General features: G+C 33.1%; 23 protein-coding genes. 9 read left to right on the forward strand and 14 right to left on the reverse strand.

The window, feature by feature from the left end:
- Positions 1-180: 180 nt before the first annotated feature.
- From QZU83_RS06205 to QZU83_RS06215, 3 genes are all read right to left on the reverse strand, one after another.
- Positions 181-468 carry a hypothetical protein gene (locus QZU83_RS06205; protein ID WP_295610541.1) on the reverse strand — a complete coding sequence of 96 codons (288 nt, stop codon included), beginning with the start codon at positions 466-468 and terminating at the stop codon, positions 181-183.
- A gap of 114 nt (positions 469-582) precedes the next feature.
- Positions 583-867, reverse strand: a complete 285-nt coding sequence (locus QZU83_RS06210) for a hypothetical protein (RefSeq protein WP_295610543.1) — start codon at positions 865-867, stop codon at positions 583-585.
- A gap of 141 nt (positions 868-1,008) precedes the next feature.
- A complete protein-coding gene (locus tag QZU83_RS06215) occupies positions 1,009-2,463 on the reverse strand; it encodes an ATP-binding protein (RefSeq protein ID WP_295610545.1) in 1,455 nt (484 codons plus the stop codon).
- 701 nt (positions 2,464-3,164) lie between these two features.
- Here QZU83_RS06215 and QZU83_RS06220 point away from each other — a divergent pair.
- The 5 genes from QZU83_RS06220 (at position 3,165) to QZU83_RS06240 (ending at position 9,427) form a co-directional block, all read left to right on the forward strand.
- Complete coding sequence (locus QZU83_RS06220) at positions 3,165-4,580, forward strand: sodium-dependent transporter (RefSeq protein WP_295610547.1); 1,416 nt, start codon at positions 3,165-3,167, stop codon at positions 4,578-4,580.
- 322 nt (positions 4,581-4,902) lie between these two features.
- Entirely contained in the window at positions 4,903-6,021 is a 1,119-nt protein-coding gene (locus tag QZU83_RS06225) for a chitobiase/beta-hexosaminidase C-terminal domain-containing protein (RefSeq protein ID WP_295610549.1), read from the forward strand.
- A 224-nt stretch (positions 6,022-6,245) separates the two neighbouring features.
- The gene (locus QZU83_RS06230; RefSeq protein ID WP_295610551.1) at positions 6,246-7,415 is read left to right on the forward strand and encodes a cytosine permease; all 1,170 of its coding nucleotides are present in this window, start codon (positions 6,246-6,248) and stop codon (positions 7,413-7,415) included.
- Positions 7,416-7,577: 162 nt separating this feature from the next.
- Positions 7,578-7,787: a DUF6677 family protein gene (locus QZU83_RS06235; protein ID WP_295610553.1), complete on the forward strand. Its 210-nt coding sequence runs from the start codon at positions 7,578-7,580 to the stop codon at positions 7,785-7,787.
- 272 nt (positions 7,788-8,059) lie between these two features.
- Positions 8,060-9,427 (forward strand): MATE family efflux transporter, encoded by a 1,368-nt coding sequence (locus QZU83_RS06240; RefSeq protein ID WP_295610555.1) that lies wholly within the window; start codon positions 8,060-8,062, stop codon positions 9,425-9,427.
- A gap of 82 nt (positions 9,428-9,509) precedes the next feature.
- Here the strand turns inward: QZU83_RS06240 and QZU83_RS06245 are convergent, their stop codons facing one another.
- Positions 9,510-10,223, reverse strand: coding sequence for a DUF4013 domain-containing protein (locus QZU83_RS06245; RefSeq protein WP_295610556.1), 714 nt, complete (start codon positions 10,221-10,223; stop codon positions 9,510-9,512).
- A gap of 292 nt (positions 10,224-10,515) precedes the next feature.
- Positions 10,516-10,986: a hypothetical protein gene (locus QZU83_RS06250; protein WP_295610558.1), complete on the reverse strand. Its 471-nt coding sequence runs from the start codon at positions 10,984-10,986 to the stop codon at positions 10,516-10,518.
- A 428-nt stretch (positions 10,987-11,414) separates the two neighbouring features.
- Between QZU83_RS06250 and QZU83_RS06255 the strand changes: the two genes are divergently transcribed.
- On the forward strand, positions 11,415-11,897 hold the full coding sequence (locus QZU83_RS06255) for an LURP-one-related/scramblase family protein (RefSeq protein WP_295610560.1): 483 nt from the start codon (positions 11,415-11,417) through the stop codon (positions 11,895-11,897).
- 128 nt (positions 11,898-12,025) lie between these two features.
- On the opposite strand, the gene nudC is transcribed toward QZU83_RS06255, so the two are convergent.
- Both nudC and QZU83_RS06265 read right to left on the reverse strand, forming a co-directional pair.
- Positions 12,026-13,108 (reverse strand): NAD(+) diphosphatase, encoded by a 1,083-nt coding sequence (gene nudC, locus QZU83_RS06260; RefSeq protein WP_295610562.1) that lies wholly within the window; start codon positions 13,106-13,108, stop codon positions 12,026-12,028.
- Positions 13,109-13,217: 109 nt separating this feature from the next.
- A complete protein-coding gene (locus tag QZU83_RS06265) occupies positions 13,218-14,261 on the reverse strand; it encodes an NAD(P)-dependent alcohol dehydrogenase (protein WP_295610564.1) in 1,044 nt (347 codons plus the stop codon).
- Positions 14,262-14,599: 338 nt separating this feature from the next.
- Between QZU83_RS06265 and QZU83_RS06270 the strand changes: the two genes are divergently transcribed.
- Positions 14,600-15,322 carry a hypothetical protein gene (locus tag QZU83_RS06270; RefSeq protein ID WP_295610565.1) on the forward strand — a complete coding sequence of 241 codons (723 nt, stop codon included), beginning with the start codon at positions 14,600-14,602 and terminating at the stop codon, positions 15,320-15,322.
- A 43-nt stretch (positions 15,323-15,365) separates the two neighbouring features.
- On the opposite strand, the gene QZU83_RS06275 is transcribed toward QZU83_RS06270, so the two are convergent.
- Complete coding sequence (locus QZU83_RS06275) at positions 15,366-16,478, reverse strand: aldo/keto reductase (protein WP_295610567.1); 1,113 nt, start codon at positions 16,476-16,478, stop codon at positions 15,366-15,368.
- A gap of 109 nt (positions 16,479-16,587) precedes the next feature.
- On the opposite strand from QZU83_RS06275, the gene QZU83_RS06280 reads away from it, so the two are divergent.
- A complete protein-coding gene (locus tag QZU83_RS06280; RefSeq protein ID WP_295610569.1) occupies positions 16,588-17,121 on the forward strand; it encodes a flavodoxin family protein in 534 nt (177 codons plus the stop codon).
- Between the two features lie 442 nt (positions 17,122-17,563).
- Here QZU83_RS06280 and QZU83_RS06285 read toward each other — a convergent pair whose 3' ends face one another.
- The 3 genes from QZU83_RS06285 to QZU83_RS06295 form a co-directional block, all read right to left on the reverse strand.
- Positions 17,564-18,424 carry a radical SAM protein gene (locus QZU83_RS06285; RefSeq protein ID WP_295610570.1) on the reverse strand — a complete coding sequence of 287 codons (861 nt, stop codon included), beginning with the start codon at positions 18,422-18,424 and terminating at the stop codon, positions 17,564-17,566.
- A gap of 263 nt (positions 18,425-18,687) precedes the next feature.
- Positions 18,688-19,623 (reverse strand): 3-hydroxyacyl-CoA dehydrogenase, encoded by a 936-nt coding sequence (locus QZU83_RS06290; protein ID WP_295610572.1) that lies wholly within the window; start codon positions 19,621-19,623, stop codon positions 18,688-18,690.
- 152 nt (positions 19,624-19,775) lie between these two features.
- Positions 19,776-20,486, reverse strand: coding sequence for a tRNA threonylcarbamoyladenosine dehydratase (locus tag QZU83_RS06295; protein WP_295610574.1), 711 nt, complete (start codon positions 20,484-20,486; stop codon positions 19,776-19,778).
- Positions 20,487-20,581: 95 nt separating this feature from the next.
- On the opposite strand from QZU83_RS06295, the gene QZU83_RS06300 reads away from it, so the two are divergent.
- Positions 20,582-21,337, forward strand: a complete 756-nt coding sequence (locus QZU83_RS06300) for a TatD family hydrolase (RefSeq protein WP_295610576.1) — start codon at positions 20,582-20,584, stop codon at positions 21,335-21,337.
- Here QZU83_RS06300 and QZU83_RS06305 read toward each other — a convergent pair.
- The 3 genes from QZU83_RS06305 to QZU83_RS06315 are packed head-to-tail and all read right to left on the reverse strand — an operon-like array spanning position 21,334 to position 23,735.
- Positions 21,334-21,882, reverse strand: coding sequence for a hypothetical protein (locus tag QZU83_RS06305; protein WP_295610578.1), 549 nt, complete (start codon positions 21,880-21,882; stop codon positions 21,334-21,336). The genes QZU83_RS06300 and QZU83_RS06305 overlap by 4 nt on opposite strands.
- Before the next feature lie 42 nt (positions 21,883-21,924).
- Positions 21,925-22,740 (reverse strand): 5'/3'-nucleotidase SurE, encoded by an 816-nt coding sequence (gene surE / locus QZU83_RS06310; protein ID WP_295610579.1) that lies wholly within the window; start codon positions 22,738-22,740, stop codon positions 21,925-21,927.
- An 11-nt stretch (positions 22,741-22,751) separates the two neighbouring features.
- Positions 22,752-23,735, reverse strand: a complete 984-nt coding sequence (locus tag QZU83_RS06315) for an SAP domain-containing protein (protein ID WP_295610581.1) — start codon at positions 23,733-23,735, stop codon at positions 22,752-22,754.
- Positions 23,736-23,751: the final 16 nt, after the last annotated feature.

Raw genomic sequence — 23,751 nt, forward strand, 5'->3', positions numbered from 1 at the left:
AAAATAATTAAACACTTTTTTTTCTAATCCCCATACTTTCAAATAAATTTCGTTTATATTTTTCCCAAGCTTTATCTTTATCTTCTTGAGAAACATTAGGATCATCAAGAACCTTGCATGTTTTAACCCATTCCGGGCTATCAAATCCCATCTCATTAACTTTCTTTTGATTATACCAAGTCATAATTTCACGACCATATCTACCGAAACATATTTCTTAGTAATTGGATTACTATTAAATTTATTCCAACAACTATCTGGACTAGAACTTGCTCGAATATTATTATATTCATCAAGGAATTGATTAAGTTCCTCCTCATTAGACGGAACTCCAATAAATTTAGTTATAAATATATAATTATCTGTATGTACTACAATATATTTAATATTGTTGTTATTAAAGAATGCAGAAGTAAAATCACTTGGGCTTAAAAAAGTACCATCCTGATGATTATGCACCATTGCCATTTCATCAGTTCCATAATCTTTTCTCCTAAATGGAGCAACATTTTCGTTTAAAGTGAATGTTTTCTAAGCAAATATTCAAAACTACAATATGAAAAAATAATACAAAAAAAGATTTTATAATTTAGATTCATCAATAGGAATAGGATTATCATCAGTACCAAAGAAATCAGGTAATTGATCTAACTCAATACACCATTGTTTCCATTGAGAATATACCTTAGGGTTTTCCACCCATAATTTTTTAACATATGCTTTTTGACTATTATTATCTAATTTTCGCATATGTTTGACATGAAGAATATTTTCTAAACTCCCATATCCTTCTTCGCCATCCAAATCACTATTTCTCATAATATCTAATTTGAAATTTTTACTAAATAAATATTGCTGTAAATCCATTGTCTCTTAAAACGTTTAAAGTGAATGTTTTCTAAGCAAATATTCAAAACGAAAAACAATAATACATTTATAAATTTTAATGATTAGATTATATAGTATTGCCTTTCTTCAAATCCATCCATATGCCAAATTATTCAAAATCTACATGAAAGCAAATATTTCCGGGGGAATAGAAATAATATTGTCCTCTTTAACAATATTTGGATGAGTATTTGAAATAATGATTCCATGGGTGGAATGATATTTACGGATAGCGCGTTTAATTTGACTTTTATCTTTATCGCCACAGCTTACTTCAATTGGAATAGGTTTTTCCAATCCTCTTTGAACAATGAAATCAACATTTTTATCGCTGCTTTTCTTCTTACTGTCATCATAATATGTTTTATAGGATATGGTGCTTTTATTATCTAAATCATGAAAACTGGAAGCGACATAACTTTCAAGAAGTTTTCCAAAATATGCTGTTTCATCTTCAAGTATTGCATTACCTACATCTAAAGCGAGATTATGCTTTAAACTTGGTGTTGCAAAAAAATATTCATGAGGTTTTGTTGTTCTTTTAACTGAAGAAGTAAAAGCTTCAATATGAAATATCAATTGTGTTTTTTCAAGAATATCTAATACTTTAGTGACTAATGGTTTTTTGGCATCAAACTGATTTGAAAGAGAACCAATAGACACTTCACCTGGATTTTGAAAAGCAAAATAATTCAAAATTTGGAAAGCTAAATCTTGTGTGCCATTAGCAATGCCTTCAATATTGTTCATATCTGTTGTTACAACCTTTTCAACCATATCTACAATTTTTTTAGTTATTTCATTGGTATTTTGATAAAATGATGAAGGAAAACCTCCAAATAGTAAGTAATTCTTCCATTCAGATACATTAAAGTTTTGGAAATTCGAATAAATATTAATCATTCTTCTTTCTATTTCTGCACTGTCTTGTGTTTCACCATTGAAAATCATTTGAATTATTGAAAGTGAAATATCATTTTTAAAATTTTCATATTTTAACTTTAAATGTTCGGAATAGCTTAACGGATAAATTGGAATATTCAATAACCTTCTTGCAGCATCAGGATTACTGGAAAGTTTTAATGCAGATGACCCGCTAAGAATCATGAAAATATTTTTAGTGCCATCAAATATTAATTTTCCATTCAATGCCCATTCTTTATCGTATTGCGCTTCATCAATCAATATAAACACTGGTGAAGATAATGTTTCAATGAGTGAATTATGAAATGATTCGCAGTAATAATTAACTACATCAAAAATATCCGCATTTCCAGTTCTTTTTAACCGATCACATGAAAAATACAAAATATTCTGAGGGTTTATTTTTTTTTCTACCAAAAGATATTCATATACTTGATATAAGATGGTTGTTTTTCCAACATCCCTCAATCCCGGTAAAACAAGAAATCTATTTAAATTTTCTCCTGCAATGAAATTATCAACATATTTAATAATGTTATCATAGTCTGAACGTTTATTAAATTTTCTGTTTTTGTATGTTAACTCTTGATTTACTTTCATTGGCATTGTTAAGATTTGATTTCTAATGTATATCTTTTGTAAATCTTTCATTGTTTACCCTCCATAACTATTAGTATATATATTATTAGTTATTTATAAAGACTACTATTTTTAATCATACTAGTTATATATAAATACTATTACTTTTAATAGTAATAGTTAACTATTCATACTTTCTATATGGTTTCCATATGTGCAATTGTTGTAAATTTTGCAACAACTGAATTTTTAAGAATGCAATAGGATAAATGCCCATCATATTATTGTCTCCAATTCCTTTTGATTAATTTAAAATTAATTCATTTTTAACTATTATACTTCTGATATTTAAACTTAATCGAATTGTAATCACTCTGTTAAATTGTTTCAACTCTGTAAAATGGATTTCACTGAAACATAGTATTTATTGTTAACTGTCAAATAAATGAAACAATTTTAACATTGTAAAATATAAGTTAACTCATGTACATGACAGTGAGTCTTAACTGGATGTTCCAGACAAACAGGAAAAATATTAAAAATGTCCTTCAGCATTATACGCATCGAAAGATTCAAGGCCATTATATTTGTAGGATTTGAAAAGAAAATATCAATGAAACATTCTGGAAAAAAATAAATTCACATGGGCAAATTCTTACATTCAAAAATATTTATATATATTCAAAATTTTAAATTATATTTGTGATGAATTAATTTTTAATGAAATTTTTAATTTTTTGTAAAAAAAGATAATTTACAGGGGCTAAAGAAATATGGAAAATCAAAGTCAATGGAATTCGAGAACTGCCTTTCTTCTATCCATGATAGGCGCTGCTGTTGGACTGGGCAACATTTGGCGTTACAGCTATGTAGTTTACACCAACGGTGGAGGAACATTTCTTATCCCCTATTTGATTGCAATTTTAATAATGGGTATTCCGTTTCTCATAATGGAGTATGGCGTTGGTTTCAGACACAAAGACTCATATTCCAATATATTAAAGGGAATTCATCCAAAATTAGAGTATCTTTCCTGGATAACAGTCTTTATAGTTTATTCTGTTGTAATATATTACCTGGTAATCGTGGCATGGGATTTGGTTTATATCGGATCCAGTTTTAACTTTAACTGGGGAAGCGATACCGCACTTTATTTTATAAAAAACGTTGGCGGAAGTTCAAACCTATCAAATATGACTCAAATTTTAATCCCAACAGCAATATCCATGGTTATAATATGGTTTTTAGTATGGTTCATTACACACAAGGAGCTGAATGAAGGAATAGGTAAAGCCTCAAAGATTTTAATACCATTACTTTTTGTTTTAATGGCATTTATCATCATCTATGCACTGACACTTCCTGGAGCATATATTGGAATAAATGCCCTGCTGACTCCTGAATGGAGCCTGCTTTTTAATGCAAACATTTGGCTTGCAGCATTTTCACAGATTGTTTTCTCCCTAAGCATGGGAGAGTCAATTTCACTAACATATGCCAGTTACCTGCCTGAAGGATCCAAATTGGCCGATAACGTTCTGGTTGTTGTTTTCGCAAATTGTGCATTTGAACTGTTTACTGCATTTGGAATATTTTCCATTCTAGGATACATGACCTATACCTCAGGAACACCATTGACTCAACTCGTCAGCGAAGGGACAGGGCTGGTATTTGTAGTGCTTCCAAGGATTTTCGATGTCATGGGACCAATAGGACATATACTTGCGCCAATGCTCTTTATATCAATACTATTTGCAGGAATAACTTCTTCAATGGCTGAACTTGAACCTTTGATTAATTCACTATGCCACAAAATAGGCTGGTCACGTAAAAAAACAGTAACCCTGCTATCTATATTCGGATGCATGTTGTCATTATTGTTCACAACAGCCATCAGCAGTTATTTAATCAATGTTGTAGATGGATTTCTAACCGAATTCTGGATTATCCTATTAATCATACTTCAGTGCATAATATTTACATGGTTCTATGATATTGAAAATGTAATTCCTATATTGAATGAGAACAACAGGTTGAAAGTTGGAAAAACATGGGTATTTATACTCAAATACATATTACCTTTAGCAGTTAATTCCAATAATTTCGAAATAACAATTTACATCTTAATCACAGGTCTTATCTTGATTGTCAGCTACATATTTACGAATATTAATAAAATTCGCGATTAACCACTCAAGATTATTTTAGGCATTGTTATAGTCTTTTAGGAATTTTTTTGCTGTTTGAAGTGTATGTTTGATTATGAAATATTCAAAACACAGATTTGTACAGTAGTTAACGTTAACTTTTATATAGTATATATGAATATTCTAAAAAATATTATTCTGCTAATTTACTAATTATGATTTCAAAAATATTATCTGTTGACTGTTTTCACTATTCAATTACTGATTCAATGTCAGTTTTAACAGTAACTCTAAAATAATCTAATAACTATTTATACAAACTTAAATAAAATAATTATTATAATAATTGGAGGGAGGTTAAATCATGTTTAACAAAAAATATTTCATATTACTTTTAATATTCCTGGCTTTATTGTGTTCGATTGCATCAGTCAGTGCTGAAAATAGTGTTTTAACTGACGATTCGAATGACACCATTACAAATGACACCAGTCTACAGCCTTCTATTTCTTTTGAGGAGGATGCCAATCAAAATGTCAATGACTCTTCTGATATGAATGATAACGCTTCAGCAGCTAATCAAAATACTGCTGAGAAATCCAAAGATTCAAGTGCAGTCATTAAAAAAGCCCCTAAGGTATGGATCAATAAGATGATTGTTAAATCTGACAAGAAATTAGTTATAAAACTTAAATCAGATAAGAAAGGAACAATCTATTATTCCACAGACGGTAAAAAACCAACCGTTCACAGCAAAAAATATACAAGCCCTATACATTTAGCATCAAATAAAGTTTTAAAGTTTTTTGCTGTTTCAAAAGATGGAATCAAATCAAAAGTTCATATATATAAAAGAATTTTAGGTAGAACTTCAAAAGGATATGTAGAAAAGCTCTACTTCGGCAATATGTCTTCTACAAAAACCATTGCCCTGATTGTTGGAGTTCATGTACAGGAATGCGAAATGCACAAGCAGATATATAAAAGCCTGATTAAGAAAAGCAAACAATTAAAAAGAAAGTATGTGTTATATTACATTCATGTGACCAAAGACCAGAACAGCTATTCACAAAGCAGAATGAACGGCCAGATATTAGGAAACAAATACATAATTAAGGACATAGCTAATGAAAAACCTAAAATAACAACAGATATCCATGAAACAAGCTATATAGCTAGCGGATACAAATATCCTCGATTCATCCATATGATTTCTAATAAAAACATCAAAACAGTCAAAATAAGTAAAAAGATTCATAAGAAATCTTCCCTTTATTTAAAAAGGCTGCTGAAATTGACACCACACATTAAAAGATATGATCCGCAGTTAGGTTCAAGTCCTGCCTATATTACTGTACCTATTGCAAATATGGGTTTGGTTTCTTATATCTATGAAACAGAGAGTAATTACTCAATAACCGCTAAACAGACTTATGCAGACAAATATATTAAAGCTTTGGATAAAGTCAATTTATCCTTTTAGCTTTAATTCAAAATAGGTTCCATTGCAGTTATAGCGATTGCTGCAATGGGAACTGTTCTGATTTGATTTAGGGTTTTTATTTTTAAAACTATTTTTTTAAATTATATTCTAAAAAATTTCAATTAGATTAATTCAATGTACATTTTTGTACTGAAAATTTTTATATGTCATATAAACCTATTTATATATAGCTTATTTAAAAAAATCAATTTTTGAGGACAAACATGGAGAATCGTACGGGACTTTTTACCAACATGATAATATGGTTCGGCGTTGCAATTTCAGTTTCTGAAATTCAGGCAGGCATACAAATCGGATCTGCAGCACCCCTTAATTCAATTTGGGTCCCGTTGATACTAGGACATGTAATTGGAGGAGTATTGCTTTATTTCGTTGGTCTTATAGGTGCCCGGCTTAGAGTAAATGCAATGGAATCAATCAAATCAACTTTCGGTAATTTCGGTTCAAAGTTTTTTGCCACACTTAATGTGCTTCAGCTCATTGCATGGGTGGCGGTATTGAATGCACAGGGCGCATTGGCACTGATGGGCTTGAACATACCGATATCCTTTGCTCTTACATGCATAATTCTGGCCATTCTTATAGCAATATGGGTTTATGTAGGCCTCAGGCGCACTTCAAGAATAACAAGCGTAATCATGATAATCCTCACAGTGCTGCTTGTCATACTATCCGTTAAGCTATTCGGAATAAATGGAAATCATTTAATTCCTGTTGCAAATTCAGCTGCACTGACATTCTGGAACATCTTTGAAATCTCAATTGCAATGCCTATTTCATGGCTGCCAGTGATTTCCGATTATACAAAAGACGTTGAAAATCCTAAAAAAGCGACAGCATTATCAGCACTCGCGTATACTGTTGCAAGCCTCTGGATGTATTTCATTGGTATTGAAATCGTGTGCATTGGAACTGTCGACATTTCACAGGCGATTCTGATTTCAGGCCTTGGCGTACAGGGAGTATTCATTCTGGTGCTGTCTACAGTCACAACCAATTTCCTTGCAACAAATTCTGCCGGAGAATCCTCAAAAGCAATATTCAACAGACTGGATCCTAAAATTGCAGGTGTCATAGTCAGTTTTTTAAGTGCGATTTTAGCAATTTCAGGGATTATGGACCATTACATTTCTTTTCTTTATCTCATCAGTTCTGTTTTTGCTCCAATGGCTTCAGTACTTGTGGTTTCATTCTACTTCGGAAATGGAAATAATGAAGCAAAGGACTGGTATTGGAACATATTCGCATGGTTTGTCGGTTTTGCAGTTTATCAGATAACAGCAGGCTTTGATTCAATATTTTTAGGCCCTACTCTCATTGCAGTCATCGTATCTGCTGCATTTACATATACATGGATTGTATTTAAAAAATGAAAATAACCTAGAATAAATTTTATTCAATCATTTTTTGAAATTATATGTTTATTTGTTTAACTAAATGAATAACTTTTCCTAATTTAACATTATAACAATAATTAACTTTATAACATAGAAAAAACAAAATTTTAAATAATTAATCTAAGGGAGGAAAATCAAATGGCAAATGCTATTCTTGCAGCAATTTTATCTTTTTTAATTCCTGGATTAGGTCAAGCTTATGCTGGAGACATTAAAAAAGGTGTAATTTTCTTTGTAATTGCAATTGTTATAGCTATAATATCATTCTTTACAGGATTCTTACTATCCATTTTATCATTGATCTTTGCAATTTACGCTGCTTATGATGCTTATAAGATGGTAGAGTAACCCAAGTAGAGAATATCAAATTTTTTAACTAGAATTTTTTAATTCTAGTAATTTTCTATTTTTTTTAAACAATTCAAATTCTATTTTTAAATCATTGCAAAACTTCTATTTTTAAAAACTATTTAGTGCAGTGAAAATACAGTTGCCATTTAAATTCAATGATTTCTACAATTTTTTCACTTAAATATCTTAAAAAACTTTTTTTATATATTTTATACATGAAATTCCAATAAGTTATTTAACATGTGAATACATAATTTAATTTAGAGATTATGAGCGAACATGTAAAAGAAATCCAATTGAATCCCGTGAAATCAACAATAATGCTAGGCATACCAATCATAATACTCTATTTTTTGAATTCACTATACTCCATTATCGACATTTACTGGATTGACGGCCTGGGCACATCCGCCATCATCTGTATGGGTTATATTTCAAATTTTATATACGTTTTTGATAATATGGGAGATGGAATTGGCAGGTCAACCACTATCCTGATTTCAAATGCCTTTGGAGCTAATGAAATAGAAAAAACAGAACAATATGCCGAACACAGCCTGCTTTTGATTTTGGTCCTATCGGTCATTATTCCGATTATAGGCATACCACTTATCAAACCGATCTGCCTAATGGCAGGTATTCCTGAATACACCAACATGATATTTGCTTATATCGCTCCCTGTTTGGGTTTTATCATGATAATTATGATAAATAACTTCTTTTCTGCCATTTTAGGAAGTGAAGGGGATACGACAAGAGCAACACTTATTGTTGTGGCAGGAAATATATTAAATATTGTCTTAGATCCCATATTGATTTTTAATTTTAAGATGGGGATGATGGGAGCAGCCATTGCAACAATAATGGGAAGTATCTTTTCAGTCATTTTATTCATCTATCTGTATTCAATAAAAAAAGATACCTTAGTGAAAATTCACCTAAAAGGATTTAAATTAGATATTAAAGTCTTAAAGGAAATTATTGTACTGGCCATACCAATTATTTTAACCGGCTTTATTTTAACCATTATCGGAACCATAATTACATATTCACTTCACATTTATGCCTCACCTATTGCCGCTTTTACATACATAATAATACTTAATATTGAAACAACAGTATTTACTCCAATTCAGGGAATATTAAAGAGTTTAAGTATTGTAACTGGACATTTGGCAGGGGCAAAAAGATTCAGAGAAATTAAAAGGACAGTACGAAAAATATTATCACTGGGACTTGCCATGGCCATACTAATTGCCCTAACACTTGCCCTATTCCACAATCCAATCATAAGCATCTTTTCTACTGAATATGTTGTCATGAACGAAGTGAGAAACATGCTAATTTTCATTATAATATACATAATAACATTCCCAATAATTATGGGCTGCAGTTATGTATTTTTCGGTCTTGAAAAGAGTTCTTATACATTTATGTTTCTTATATTCAATTTGATACTCCTAATAGTTTCTATGACAGTGTTCACCCATATTTTAGGCCTAAGCAGCCTTGGAATATATTTATCCATCATATTAAGCAATGTCACTGAAGCTATTGCAATGATTTTTGTACTTAAAAGATTCCTAAATTCCAAAATCGACACTTATGAAATTAAAAAAGAAGCTAACACCATCTGATGATTCGGCAAATGACTGAAATCTAAAAATAATTAAGCCAAAATTAATTTAAAAAATAAAAAAAGAAGAATAGAAATGTTATCTATTCTGCATATAATAAACCTATACCATAATTGACGAATAAGAAAATAAATCCACCAAGAAGGATATCAATTATCGCTGCACCAATGACTGGAATAACTGTCATTACTGATAAGATTAAAGTCAGAACAAATATAAGGATGAATGCGATTATTAAGAATAAGATAATTTTCAATATTCCAATTCTTTTTACGTCTTCAAATACTTCGCCAATGCTTAATGCATCACTGATGCTGTGAGATATGGCAAATCTTGCCTGAGCAACTATTGCAAATATTCCAAATATTATAAATACAATTACTGCAAGCAGTCCCCAAATTCCTAAAGATCCCGCAACCTGATTAATTCCTGATCCAATTGCTCCAAATACGAATAAGAGAACAAGAGTTATAATTAGTGGAATGATGAAGTAAACAATTCCTATAATAATTAGTTTGATACCATCCACAAAATTATTTGCAAAATCAAAACTCGGAATTTCATTTAAATTGTCAATCCCTTTTTTAATTACACTAATTGAATAACCGCTCATAACTATTGAGAATAAAAAAGCTATTAGTAATCCAATGATAACCATGAATGACTCTGTTCCAAATATATCGCCGAAAATTGTATCGAAATCCACAATAAGTACGCCAATACCTACCATCAAAAATTTTGTTAAATCTGAGAACGGATAGGATATTGACTTTGATAAAATATCTCCTAAACCCATTTTTTCACCTTAAAATATTTTATTTTAAAAAAACACCACAGTTAAGTGCTAATAATATTTTTATTTTAGTGATATTTAAATATAATGCAACAATCTTTAAAAAAAATAATGAAAAAAATGAATAAACTCAATTCAACAACAGCCAATAATTTTTAAATTAGTCTGCATTAACAAAACCTTATTTGGTTTGAAATGAATATTTTCAAAATCAAGGTGCATTTATAATTAAGCATTTGCAGTATCAATCACAGAAATAATTTGTTTAAAAAAAAATAAAATAATAGCTTAATGGTTAAGCTATTACAGGACCGATAAGGGATACATCGTCTGATTGTATTGAAATCACTTTACTGCCTTTACCATAGGAGTAAGTATAACCAATGCCATCATTATACAGGAAACCTTTTACTCCAGAAATGTTTTTAGCTGTCCCGTTATTATAGTTAATTAAATCATTATCCGGTAGGGTGCCATTGTAATCTGTGATTAAAATGTTAATGTAATTGGTGTCATTCCTGTATCCTTTTGCATATTCGGTTGTTTTGAAAATATAATAATCTCTTTCAGTTGAATTTTTACTAACATTTAGATTTTCTTTGAATGTTCCAGGAATGTGGAAAGTTTCTCCATCAAGAGTTACATTCTGATCCGGTGGGGTTCCAAATATTGACCCTAAATCTGAAAAATCAAATGCAGATGCAGTTCCGATAGCAAAGATGGCTACAACAGTAACAGTTAGTGCAAAAAATATCTTTTTATTCATATTTAACCTCCAAATATAAGTTTAATAGGTAAGAATTAGAATCCTATGAATCCTAACACTATGAAAATAACTAATATAATTACTGCTATTTTTAATAATGTTTTTAAGCCTTTAAATACAGCATAGATTATTAAAAGAATTATTAATATCCTTATAATATTCATAAACATATTCATAAACATATTTTTACCCCCTCCAGTGATTGTTTTAGTTTACTCTTAGAAAATCTCCTCCTTTTCAACAAAAATTGAAAAGTTTTGATTAAACTTTGTCATTACCATTAATTATTTATGTATTTTTCATATTTAAATCTCATCTAAGAGTCTATGAAAAAAACTAAAGAATGAACTATAAATAACTTAAGGAATACATATACTTTTTAAACTAAAGATAACATATCTACTATCAATTGAACAGGAGAGTTAATTATGAAACTTTTATTAAAACAAAAAATGTTCTCATGGTTTGATTCCTACAATATTTATGGCGAAGACGGGAATATTGAATACAAAGTACATGGGGAATTATCATTAGGGCATAAACTAAAGATAGTTTCTCCACAGGGTGAAGAACTCGGAGAGGTCAAAGAAAAAATCATATCTCTAAGACCTACATTTGATTTGTATGAAAAAGGCAAAAAAATAGGCAGCATTAAAAAGAAACGATTTAACTTATTCGGTTCAGCATACAACATAGAATCATTAGGTTGGATTGCACAAGGAAATTTCACAGATTGGAGCTACAGCATTCATGATTCAAATAGAAATCTGGTTGCCACAATCGATAAACAGCTATTGAACCTGACAGATACATACGTTATGGATATTGTCAGTCCTCAGCATGCATTACATGTTTTAATGTTCGTTATTGCAATAGATGCTGAAAAATGCTCAAAAAGCAAAAATGATTAATATCAAACTAAATCTCGATGTTAGAATGTCCTTTGGGGCATTCTTCCGTATTCCTGGGGTCGATTAATCCAATCTGATCATTCAAAAAAAATCACTAATTTCCATTTTAAAAATGGATCTATGACTTTTCAATAGTTCTCCTTAAAATCTTCAACCAGTTTTGAGAATATGGAGATATCTAACGGAGGATTATCTATTTCTTCTTTACTGAACCATTTTGCATCAACAATTTCACTTCCATCCACCTTTATCTCACCGGATTTGTATTTGCATGTACACCCAATCATCAAGGAATTTGGAAATGGCCAGGATTGGCTTGCAAAGTATTTGATGTCTTCGACTTCAATGCCAACCTCTTCCCGAACTTCCCTTTTAACGGCATCCTCTATTGTTTCTCCTGCTTCCAAAAATCCTGCAACCAATGTATATCCCATTCCTTTGTGATATGAATGGTTTGCCATCAGAAGCTTATTTATAACCTCCCCATTCTCATTTTCTTCCTCTTTAGTAATTGTAGTAATGATGGAAGGTGATATTCTTGTAAAGCTTTTGAATCCGCATTCCGGACAAATTTTCACTCTCCTTCCAGGGATGGTAGCTGTTTTAGCTCCGCATCTTCCGCAGAATTGATGGTTGTTTTCCCAATCAATAATCTGTATGGCTCTGCCGCTGATTAGATAGATTTCCTCATTAATTTCAAAAACAATGAACAGGTTGTGAAAAATGATTTCATTTTCATTTGACTTTGGCTTCAAATCCTTAATTCTGATATATTCCTCTCCGCTCTGATTCATTTCATCAATCTTAAGATTTTTAATCTTTCCTGATTCGATATTTTTAATGGTTAAGTTATGTTCCGCCTCATCATAAAAGTCTTCAATCTTGATGTTTCTAATCTGATTTAAATCAGCATTTTCAAAAATATCATTGCTTTTATTCTTTAAAATAAAATCTTCTTCATTGAAGTTTTCATTTAATTCAACTGCAAAACAGTCATTATCATAAAATAATCCGATAAATAATTTATTTTTAATGTCATCATCTTTAATATGGATTTCTTCAAGATTTGAGATTAGCGGTACCTGATTGTTTACTAGCAGCAGTTTTCTTTGATGGAATATGAAATAATACTTATTTTGAGTGTTTTGAATTTCACCATCAATCTTATAGTTATCATGAATTTCGACTTTTGGAGAGTTTTCACTGTTCATGATTAATAATATGTCTCTTAAAAAATATATTTTATGCATTCTTTGAAATGCAGATATCAAAAATATGAAAAAAAGTAAAGGAAAGGACATGTAAAGTCCTTTTAAAAATCTATTCGTCAAACTCTTCGAAGGTGATGACTGCTCTACCTTCAACTCTTCCGTTTCTTAAGTCATCAAGAGCTTCCAGAACTTTACTGAATGGATATTTTTGAGCCTGAACTGTGATTTTTCCAGCTTTTGCAAGATCCATAATTTCGTAAAGGTCTGTAATTGTTCCACCTTGGGTTAACCTTACCATTACACCAGGTTTAACTGTAGTCCAGCTTACAGGGAGTGTTCCTCCACCAAGACCTAAAATGGATATAAGTCCTAATCCTTTGGTTATTTGTGCAGCAAGTTGTAAACTGTTGTCTCTTCCTACAAAGTCAAATACTGCATCTACACCTTTGCCGTCAGTCAGTTCCATGATTTTGTCATATGCATTATCATCCAATACAACCAATTCGTCAGCACCAAAATCAGTCATTTTAGCCATTTTATCAGCGGATCTGTTTACAACAATAATGCGGGCGGAGGTTGTTAAAGCCAAGTATTGGCAACAGTAGAATCCAAGTCCTCCTACACCGATAACAACTGCAGTACCGTTGTTTGGAATGAACGGTTTTGCGGTTTGTACAGCACCGTATGGGGATAGACCTGCATCAGCCAATGCCACATATTCTGTAGGATCAAGGTCACCTAATGGTGCAACTTCCCTTGCATCGGCAATCATATATTCTGCCATTCCTCCATCTTCCTTAAGACCACGTGCACTTGCGACTTCACAGAAGTTGTCACGGCCTGAAAGACAGTATTGACATTTTCCGCATGCATGCAATGTGTCTACAATAACATTCTGTCCGACTTCGACAGTGTCTACTCCAGGACCAAGTTTTGCAACGGTTCCTGCGTTTTCGTGACCAAATGTGAATGGTCCTTCAAACGGAACTGTAATGAAACCTTCATCAATGACTTCAAGGTCTGTTCTGCACATTCCTGCACCGACCATTTTAATTAAGATTTCGCCAAATCCAGGTTCTGGTATTGGTACATCCTCTAATACAGGAGGTTTTCCCAATTCATTAATTCTCCAAGCTTTCATTGTTTCTGCCATATTTTTTCCTCATTTCAATTTTATTCATTAATAATAAATGAAATTAATTAAGAAAACAATTCAAATGAATTTTTGAATTATTAAACTTGTTGAATATTAATCAGAAAAAATTCATTTTATTAACCCAAAAAATCCCATTTTTATATATAATATATATGTATTAGTTTCATTATATAATTTTTTTGAATTTTTTTAAATTTAATCAGATAGATTGTTCAGATAATATCAGTAAATTTCTAACTTATATATAAGAAACAAACATCATTAAATCTTTCAGAGAGCTGAAATGAGTTCTATTTTAAAGTTTTATATACTCTCGAGGATAAATATATATTACAATGAAAAGAATAGTCAAGATTTTATTTGCTATACTGATTTTACTTATTGTTTTTGCAGGAGTTGCTACTTTTACATATCACGGCGAGCAGCAAAGCGTTGAAAATCTGGATAAGCATGCAACAATGATTGGAAATAACTCAAACGGTACAGTTTATAGAGTAACATGCGGCAATGAATTTTCCGGCAACACTGCAATACTTATTTTGGGAGTACACAGCCTTGAAGGCGGAATTCATAATGCAACATATGAGACAATAATGAATTTCACCAAAGAAAACGGCCTCAACAACAAGTATATAGTATACTTCATCAAGCTTAACTATAAGGACAGCGGAATGAATATAAGCGATTATAATACAAATCGACATATGGGTGAACTGCTTGCAAATGAATTTGTTGTTCCAGATATTGAAAACTATAATCCTTACGTTATTGTTGATGTTCATGAAATGGAAGACTATTGGGACCTGCAAAGATATGTCGGCGTTGTCGACAACAAATCAACTACAACAATGGATTACGCCAACAGGATAGGCAAAGACTTAAGCTATCCTGCATATACAATCAAGACAGGAACTTCACCTGAATGGGTATCAATACCTCTCGCTCAAAAAAATCATAACGTAATCGTATTTGAAACAGCCCAAAATGACACATATTACAATAAAACAGTGACCGCAGGGAATTTGCTTAGGTCTATTGATGCCCTGCCTATTTACTAATTTTTTAATCGAATCAATAATCAGAAACATGAATCCTTTCAGACTACTTTCCGAATAGATCTGCAACATCCTTCAACAATGCCGGAATGTCCAGCTGCTGTGTGCATATATCAACACAGGTTCCGCATTCGCTGCAGGCAGATGCCGGAGCATAGACCTTTGCCGTGGTATTGTACAAATCTACATTTGATTCCAAATGATATAGTTTTTCACTGTTATAAAGGTTAAAGAAATCCGGAATTGGAATATTCATCTCACAGTCCTTCAAACAGTAATTGCAGAAGCTGCAGTCAATGGCTAAGGACTTTTTGATTTCATGGGCCATTTTCATTAAAAACTTATGGTCTTGCTGCGTGATACTTTCAAGATTCTTGAAGGTCTCGCAGTTTTCCTTCATCTGTTCGAGGTTGCTCATTCCGCTTAAAACTACTGTAACATTTTCCTGAGATGCTGCAAATCTCAATGCCCAATCGACAATAGACTTATCCGAATAATCCGCGAATTTCCCTTTAACATCATCAGAGACATTTAATAGTGTTCCTCCTTTGACAGGCTCCATTACCTGAACTTCAATCCCATACTTAACGCATAGGCCGTGAATCTTTTTGGATTGAATCCTCTGGTCTGTCCAGTCCATGAAGTTAAGCTGAATCAGCGCAACATCAATGACATCACCATATTTTTCCAAAACATCTTCAAAAAGTTCTTCCTTTTCATGGAAACTTATTCCGACCTTCAATGCCTTTCCATTTTCCTTTGCTCTTTTGATGTATTCAAAGCTGTTGGCATGTTCAGCCTTGCTTATCAGTGCCTTGTTGATGTTGTGTATTAAAAGCACGTCAAAGTATTCTATTCCAAGTCTTTCAAGCATTATGTCAACAAGCATGTCATTGTCTTTCTCTTCCCTAAGAAGCCATGTTGGAATCTTATTTGCAATCTGATAGGCTTCCCCTGGGTATCTTTCAACCAGTGCCTTTTTTAGAGCCCCTTCAGAGGCCTCGTCATGATATGCATAGGAGGTATCAAAGTAATTGAATCCCTGTTCCATAAAATAGTCAACCATTCGTGTAAATTCTTCCATATCGATTGATGTGGGGTCATTATCATCTGTCTGTGGAAGTCTCATTGCCCCAAAACCTAATGTAGCTTGTGTCATTTAATCCCTCTAGTAATATCTTTAATCCAGTTATTATAAAAAATGTTGCATATGTAATCAATTCTTTCCATGATTAAACATATATCCAATGTTTTAGAGATAATGTAATATGAACATTGTAGCTATAATGGGCTCTCCAAGAAAACATGCCAACACTGACATGCTGCTTGATGAAATGATCAAGGGGGCTGAGGAAAACGGTCACAACGTAGTTAAACATTATATCAGCAATCTGGAAGTTCATCCGTGCCGTGGATGTGGTGTGTGCATGCAGGGAAAGGATTGCGTATTCAAGGATGACGGATTTAAGGTTACCCACGAGATTGCCGAAGCCGAAGGGCTGATTGTTTCAACACCCATATACTTCGGACAGATGACCGGGGCCCTTAAAGTATTGCTTGACAGGATGTATGGAATCACACATAACCCCCTAATTCCTCTATCGGGCAAAGTTGCATTAATTTTCACACACCTTGGTCCGGAAGGATATTATGATTCATATATCGAGCTTACAAAGATTCAGCCATTTCAAATGAACATGCACTATCAGATTCTGGATGTTCTGGATGTTGGAAATTTGGGCGATGTCAGAAATCAGCCAAACAAGCTTATTGAAGCATATGAAATAGGCAAAAAATTCTAAGCGAAAAATGATATGCAATTCGGACAAAAGTTTTTTTTAAAAAGAAACTAATGTCTATTGCATACTTCAAAATAACTATTTTTACCTTTAATTTCATATTTAAAGATGCATGTAAGTACTTACATTCGAAAAACTATTTATATAATTTTTTTTTAAAATAATAAGTAAGTTTAAAGTGAACTGAAACATTTGAAGAGGTGAAAATATGAGCTGGAGAGGATTTGTAAGAATGTATAATGAATCTATAGAAATGTGGAACGAATTATACAAAAACGGTAATGTCAACCCTCAATTGACTAGTCACTATTACGGTTAAAAGATTTAAATGAATTATTTTGATTTCATATCCTAAATTATATGAAAAGTTAAATTAACAGTTATAAATAATTTCAGGCAATTCATAGAATATGATATTGTCGTTTGCATGAAAAAAGAGTTTAAGCTAGATTAGTTTGGATTGGACAGAATTTGATGGAAATTCATGCACATAATCAATTATTTCCTCCTGTTTATAAAGCATTCCATGCTTCCGGCATCTATCATTTATGAGTCCTTTTAATTTTCTATTATTTTTGCTGTAAATGAAATTTTTCTCCCCAAATTCATCAATATATCTTTCTTTTAAACCTGGGAAATTTTCATCCAACTTTTTGTAGAAATAATCACGATTGCCTGGCCTTAACGAAAAACCCATATCCAGGTTCAATACCGCTTTTACGTTTGTATCAACACAATAATCCAAAATAGAATTAATATTATCCTCACTGTCATTGATATGGGGCAATATTGGAGATAACCAAACGACAGCAGGAATATTGTTTTCATCTAATTTTTTTAGCACTTCAACCCGCTTTGATGTTGGGCAGACATTCGGTTCAATTACCCTGCATAAATCATCATCGGCAGTTGTTAATGTTATCTGAACAACGACTTTCGTTTTTTCATTGATCTTTTTAAGCAAATCCAAATCGCGAAGAATCAAATCGGATTTTGTAAGGCATGAAAAACCATATCCATACCTGTAAATCAATTCCAGACATTTGCGGACATGCTTCAATCTCATTTCAATTGGAACGTAAGGGTCAGTCATTGCACCGGTTACAACCATGAATGGCTTTCTTTTAATCAATTCCTTTTTAAGCAATTCAACCGCATTTTCCTTCACTTCAATATCTTCAAACTTATGGTTTAAATGATAGACTTCGCTTCTTGAGTCACAATAGATACAACCGTGAGTGCATCCCCTATACAAGTTTATGCCGTAGTCTGAAGTGAATATGCCCTTAGCTTTAACGAAATGCATGATGTTAGCTTTATGGTTAATATTATAATAATATTGCTATATGGAACGATTTGAAAAAATAGTAAATATGCCCATCACCAACTGTATGCATAGAATCTAAAATAGCTATCAACAACATCAAAACATCAGTCAAACAGGCAGGAACAGGACAAAATATTATTTTAATCCACGGAATTTTCACAAGCAAGGAAATAATAAACCGCATATTCAACCATTTCAAGGACACCCTTTAAAAAAAGAAAAAAATTAAATGATAAAAATCATTAATATTCGTAGAATCCTTTGCCCGCATTGATACCTGTTTCACCAGCATCAATTTTTTCCTTAAGCTTTTTAGCTATTTTACCTTGAGTTGTTTCAGGGTCTTGAGATCTAGGATCCATAATGACAATATTATATGCAGTTACAAGTCCTACAATATCTAAAATTTGGAACGGTCCGTTTGGTGAACCTGTAGCGAGTCTCCAAGTCAAGTCGATTGTTTCAGGGTCTGCAACTTCTTCAGCCCATAATGCCTGTCCAGCGGATAGGAACGGTACAAGCAATGAATTGAGCACATATCCAGGTTGTTCCTTCAATACTTTAATAGGTACCATGTTGATGTCTTCTGCAAATTGGACAATTGCGTCAAAGTATTGTTGTTCAGTTCCAGGGTGTGGCATTACTTCAGCGGTGTTTTGAGCCCAAATGTTGTTTGCGAAGTGGAATGCAAGGTATTTTTCAGGTCTTCCTGTATATTCCGCAAATTGGCTTGGAAGCAATGTTGATGAGTTTGTAACGACAATTGTTTTTTCCGGAAGGAAATTAGCCAATTCTTTATAGAATTGAATTTTTTGTTCTGGGTCTTCTGCAATTGCTTCAATTACAAGGTCTGCATCTTCTGCTGCTTCTTCATAACTTGTGGTTAATGTCAAGCTGTCAAATGCTTTTTGAGCTTGTTCTTTTAAGGCATCAATCTCTTCATCGGTCAAGTCAGGGGTTTTGCTGAATCCTCTGCAATAAGCTGACTTATCAGTTTTCATTTGTTCAAGTGTTGCTTGATAGATGTTTAAAAGTCTTTCGAATTTAGGTTTTGCCCTTTCGATTGAACCTTCGCTTCTTAACCAGACTGTCACATCAAATCCGCAGTATGCAGATTGGTAAGCAATTTGACTACCTAAAACTCCTCCACCGGCTACTACAACTTTCTTGATATCCATTTAAATCACCAATATTTTGATATAAACTATATTTTACATGAATGTTAAAAAAAGTAAAATATAATCCATTGATTGTACTATATTTTTTAAAATATTTAAAATTTTATAAATATTTCTTAAAATTTCTTAAATAAAACTTTAAATAAAAAAAGTTAAACTCCTGCAATGTCCTTTATCACTTCGCCTGCAAGTATAAGCCCCGCAACGGACGGCACAAATGAAACACTGCCCTTTACCTTAAATTTCCTGTCCTTATTAATTTCACAGTCATTGGTGTTTATAGCATGTTCCTTTGAATAGACCACCTTCAGTTTTTCTATATTTCTTTTTCTGAGGTCCTTTTTCATTATTCTTGCAAGAGGACATACGGAGGTTTCGTAAATATCTGCCACCTCAAACATTGTAGGGTCGAGCTTGTTTCCGGTTCCCATTGAAGAGATGACAGGAACATTTATGGCATCACATTTGCATATTATTGCAATCTTTGCCATTATTGTGTCAACGCAGTCAACGGCATAGGACAAATCCTCTGTAATGATATCATTTTCTGAATCGGCCATGTAGAATTCCTTATATATTTCAACATTTGCATCCGGATTGATTTCAAGGATTCTTTCCTTCATCAAATCGACCTTGTATCTGCCGACTGTTTTTTCCGTTGCAATCAGCTGTCTGTTGATGTTGCTTTCATCTATCTTGTCGAAGTCAACCAGAACGAAATTTCCCACACCGCATCTGGCAAGCCCTTCGCAGACATATGAACCGACACCGCCAAGGCCAAAAACGGCGACTTTTGCTGCTTTCAATTTTTCCATTCCTTCATTTCCAATCAACATTTCTGTTCTTGAAAACTTATCTTCCATTCGCCTCACCAAAAAGTATAATTTAATTTAAGCTATTATATAATAATTGATGCCTAAGCAATAAAAACTTAATGCAAAACCGGGTGGGGATTTTGATGATTATAGATACACATTGTCATGTTTACAAAAGTGAAATGGAAGATGCGGAGGAAATAATAATGCAAGCCGCAGACAATGACATTCACCTGATATTGAACGGCACAGATTTGCAAAGCAATAGGGAAGTCTTAAATCTTGCAGACAAATATGATAATGTCCATGCCGCTTTGGGATATTATTATACCCTAGCAGACAAAATAACCGATGAAGACATTTCCCTGCTGGACGAACAGCTGTACAATGATAATGTGGTTGCAGTAGGCGAGATTGGCCTTGACTATTATCACGGAAATGACAACAAAGAAAGACAGATTGAACTGTTTGAGAAAATGCTCGATTTGGCCGAAAATCATGACCTGCCGGTGATTGTGCATTCAAGAAAGGCAATGCAGGACACATTTGATGTGCTGAAAAACCATGACGTTGTCGGATCTCTTCACTGCTATCAGGGTTCAGCCGAAATGGCCCTTCAATTCACCAAATTGGGATTCCATATTGGTGTAGGAGGACCCGTTACAAACACACACAACAAGAAAACTAAAAAAACCGTAAAAAGCATTGATATAAGACATATCCTTGTAGAAACCGATTCACCATATTTGCCTCCTCAGGAAAAGAGGGGAGAGACCAATACACCGCTTAACATCATTTATGTCATCAGTAAAATAGCTGAAGAATTGGACTTGAAAGAAGAAGAAGTAATTAAGACAACTGCAGAAAATGCAAAAAAACTGTTCAGATTGAATATTTAGATTTCCGGATAGAAATCTATATCATACCCCAATTTAACCATTATCCGCAATTCATCCCTTGCATCGACAATTGCATTGTGTGTTTCGCAGTAGTCCTCGACACCCAACATCTGAAGCATCGGCTCAACGCCGTATCCTCTTTTTAACCTGCCTGTTTTGCAGCATGGCAAATGGTCAGGAATGGATGGATTGTGCTGCTTATATGCAGCCACCTTCATGATGTCATGCCAACAGAAATCTGAAAGTTCAGGCAAATGATTCTTGTCAAAGGAAGCATTGTAAGCAAACAGATCATCAACACCATTGGAATTGAGAAGGATTTTTACATCATCAATCACTTCTGTTCTGCGTCCTGTGATAATCTCATGAGTGGTTTGCCTCATGCTTCTGGAATACATTCCTCCTACCTTTTCTTCCTGCGGCAGAATGTAATAGCGGGAATCAGTCTTTTCGAAATTTCTGCATTTTGCAATCAGAACTCCAATTGACATTACCTCATTGTTCCAATTCGTTTCCGTATCGATTACTGCAAATCTTCTTGACATTGAAAATACCTATATGTTTTTAATTTAAACCTCTGATGAGTTTTACCAGTCCTTCAATTCAGGGTAGGTCATATTGACATTCAATGGTGTCAGACTCGGACATTTATCAACAAGCAATGCATATCCGTCAGTGCCTTCTCCATATTCCTTTACAAGGTCTGATGTTATCATAATCAGGTCATCACTGCTTTGATTTTCATCCAGAGGATAGAAAAATATCTCTTTTTTCTCCTCATTAGCATTATCAATGACACGTTTTGAAAGCATCTTATCTGCCAAACGGGTGATTTTGACCTCCGGTGATTTATAGTTGGTGGGAACGTTCAGGTTAAACAGGTCGACATCCTTCGGAAATCCCTGATTTTTAATTTTAAAAACAAGGTCATGCAAAACCTGCTTTGCCAATGTGAAATCATAATCAATGTACCATTCGCCGTTTTCATCCTGTTTATATGCAGTTTTGGGATCAATGAAAAGAGAGGCTGCAATTGCAGGGATGCCAAGGCTAACGGCTTCAAAAGCGGCACAGACAGTTCCTGATGATGTAATGTCACAGCTAATGTTGACGCCCTGGTTTATTCCTGTTATTACCAAGTCGGGTTTTTCGTCCATTACATAGTTTGCACCTACAATAACTGCATCCGCAGGACTTCCTGAAACACTATAGGCCTGACTTCCGTCTTCAAGTTTGCATGATTCCAGCTTCAAATGTTTGAACAATGATATTCTGCGCCCCACGCTGCTGTTATTTTCATCAGGCGCCACAACAGTAACATTGGCCAAGTCTTCAACCGCCTGTTTTGCGGCAAGTATTCCAGGTGCAAACACACCGTCATCATTGGATATTAAAATATTCATAATATCAACCCTTAAAAGTCAAATAATGTTTTTTGTGTAATTTTCTTAATCTTCAAATCGTCATTTTCATAAAAGCGGTTTTCCAAATCCGCTACAATCCTTTCGTAATCCTTCAAATTCAGCATGTCCTTCAAACACCTGTAGCCGTCATATTTTGACACAATAATATTTTCAAAGACAAATGAATCCCAAATCACGTAATATGTGGAGATGACTCTGTTTTTGCCTAATTTCTTTTGCAGGAATAGCATCTGGTCATATGTTTCACGTGAGAGTCCGCTGTGATTCTTCAGCTCATCAATCTTCCATATCGGATTAAGGTTCATGCAATAGCTCCTTAAGGCATATCTCAGCATTTCCTTGTAATTTTCCTTTTTATAGAAATGCTCTGCCATTATCTGTGTGTTGAAGATATAGTTTCTATGGCTTTTGTCTTCAATAGCCTTATTTATATGACTGTTGATGAATTCAATTGGTATATTGACCTCTTTTTTTCTATAGTTGTCCATATAAAACTCATTGAATTCCCTGAAATAATAATTGGTTAAATAAGCATTGAAAATAGTGATTCTTCTCTTTTTGTTTTTATAGAAAACCTTGGATTTTGAAGACAAATGATAGCTCTCACCAATAAGGCCGTTTTCAAATATTCTCTTTTCTATATGCTCCCTTTTTCCAGAGGTTTTCAAGCCGTTTTTCTTAAGAATCTTTTTCAGGCTTTTTGTATTGTACTTTTTAAGCAGTTTTGAAAAGTCATCGGCATTTGCGTTACCTAGAATATACTTGTTTTCAATAAGGTAATTGCGAAAATCAGTTTCGGACAAATCGTATTTTCCACAAACCTCCCTGACGGCATCTTCGATGGTTGAGTCTTCCTTCAAAACAAGAGAAATAAAATCAAATGTATACTGGATTTCAGAGACGTCATAATCCTTCGGTACAACGTCTGTATATTCAAGGGAAAACTTTTCTTGAGATAGTTCATCGGAAAACATAATCACTATTAACTTT

The sequence above is a fragment of the uncultured Methanobrevibacter sp. genome (genome assembly GCF_902771435.1).
Classification (GTDB): domain Archaea; phylum Methanobacteriota; class Methanobacteria; order Methanobacteriales; family Methanobacteriaceae; genus Methanocatella.

Bases quoted from the DNA above. Each gene is read 5' to 3' on its own strand.
- QZU83_RS06240 (WP_295610555.1), top strand. From the start codon at position 8,060: ATGAGCGAACATGTAAAAGAAATCCAATTGAATCCCGTGAAATCAACA.
- QZU83_RS06265 (WP_295610564.1), bottom strand. From the start codon at position 14,261: ATGGCAGAAACAATGAAAGCTTGGAGAATTAATGAATTGGGAAAACCT.
- QZU83_RS06215 (WP_295610545.1), bottom strand. From the start codon at position 2,463: ATGAAAGATTTACAAAAGATATACATTAGAAATCAAATCTTAACAATG.
- QZU83_RS06275 (WP_295610567.1), bottom strand. From the start codon at position 16,478: ATGACACAAGCTACATTAGGTTTTGGGGCAATGAGACTTCCACAGACA.
- QZU83_RS06285 (WP_295610570.1), bottom strand. From the start codon at position 18,424: ATGCATTTCGTTAAAGCTAAGGGCATATTCACTTCAGACTACGGCATA.
- QZU83_RS06255 (WP_295610560.1), top strand. From the start codon at position 11,415: ATGAAACTTTTATTAAAACAAAAAATGTTCTCATGGTTTGATTCCTAC.
- QZU83_RS06305 (WP_295610578.1), bottom strand. From the start codon at position 21,882: ATGTCAAGAAGATTTGCAGTAATCGATACGGAAACGAATTGGAACAAT.
- QZU83_RS06225 (WP_295610549.1), top strand. From the start codon at position 4,903: ATGTTTAACAAAAAATATTTCATATTACTTTTAATATTCCTGGCTTTA.
- nudC (WP_295610562.1), bottom strand. From the start codon at position 13,108: ATGAACAGTGAAAACTCTCCAAAAGTCGAAATTCATGATAACTATAAG.
- QZU83_RS06295 (WP_295610574.1), bottom strand. From the start codon at position 20,486: ATGGAAGATAAGTTTTCAAGAACAGAAATGTTGATTGGAAATGAAGGA.
- QZU83_RS06270 (WP_295610565.1), top strand. From the start codon at position 14,600: ATGAAAAGAATAGTCAAGATTTTATTTGCTATACTGATTTTACTTATT.
- QZU83_RS06315 (WP_295610581.1), bottom strand. From the start codon at position 23,735: ATGTTTTCCGATGAACTATCTCAAGAAAAGTTTTCCCTTGAATATACA.
- QZU83_RS06300 (WP_295610576.1), top strand. From the start codon at position 20,582: ATGATTATAGATACACATTGTCATGTTTACAAAAGTGAAATGGAAGAT.
- QZU83_RS06210 (WP_295610543.1), bottom strand. From the start codon at position 867: ATGGATTTACAGCAATATTTATTTAGTAAAAATTTCAAATTAGATATT.
- QZU83_RS06220 (WP_295610547.1), top strand. From the start codon at position 3,165: ATGGAAAATCAAAGTCAATGGAATTCGAGAACTGCCTTTCTTCTATCC.
- QZU83_RS06230 (WP_295610551.1), top strand. From the start codon at position 6,246: ATGGAGAATCGTACGGGACTTTTTACCAACATGATAATATGGTTCGGC.
- surE (WP_295610579.1), bottom strand. From the start codon at position 22,740: ATGAATATTTTAATATCCAATGATGACGGTGTGTTTGCACCTGGAATA.
- QZU83_RS06250 (WP_295610558.1), bottom strand. From the start codon at position 10,986: ATGAATAAAAAGATATTTTTTGCACTAACTGTTACTGTTGTAGCCATC.
- QZU83_RS06205 (WP_295610541.1), bottom strand. From the start codon at position 468: ATGGCAATGGTGCATAATCATCAGGATGGTACTTTTTTAAGCCCAAGT.
- QZU83_RS06280 (WP_295610569.1), top strand. From the start codon at position 16,588: ATGAACATTGTAGCTATAATGGGCTCTCCAAGAAAACATGCCAACACT.
- QZU83_RS06290 (WP_295610572.1), bottom strand. From the start codon at position 19,623: ATGGATATCAAGAAAGTTGTAGTAGCCGGTGGAGGAGTTTTAGGTAGT.
- QZU83_RS06235 (WP_295610553.1), top strand. From the start codon at position 7,578: ATGGCAAATGCTATTCTTGCAGCAATTTTATCTTTTTTAATTCCTGGA.
- QZU83_RS06245 (WP_295610556.1), bottom strand. From the start codon at position 10,223: ATGGGTTTAGGAGATATTTTATCAAAGTCAATATCCTATCCGTTCTCA.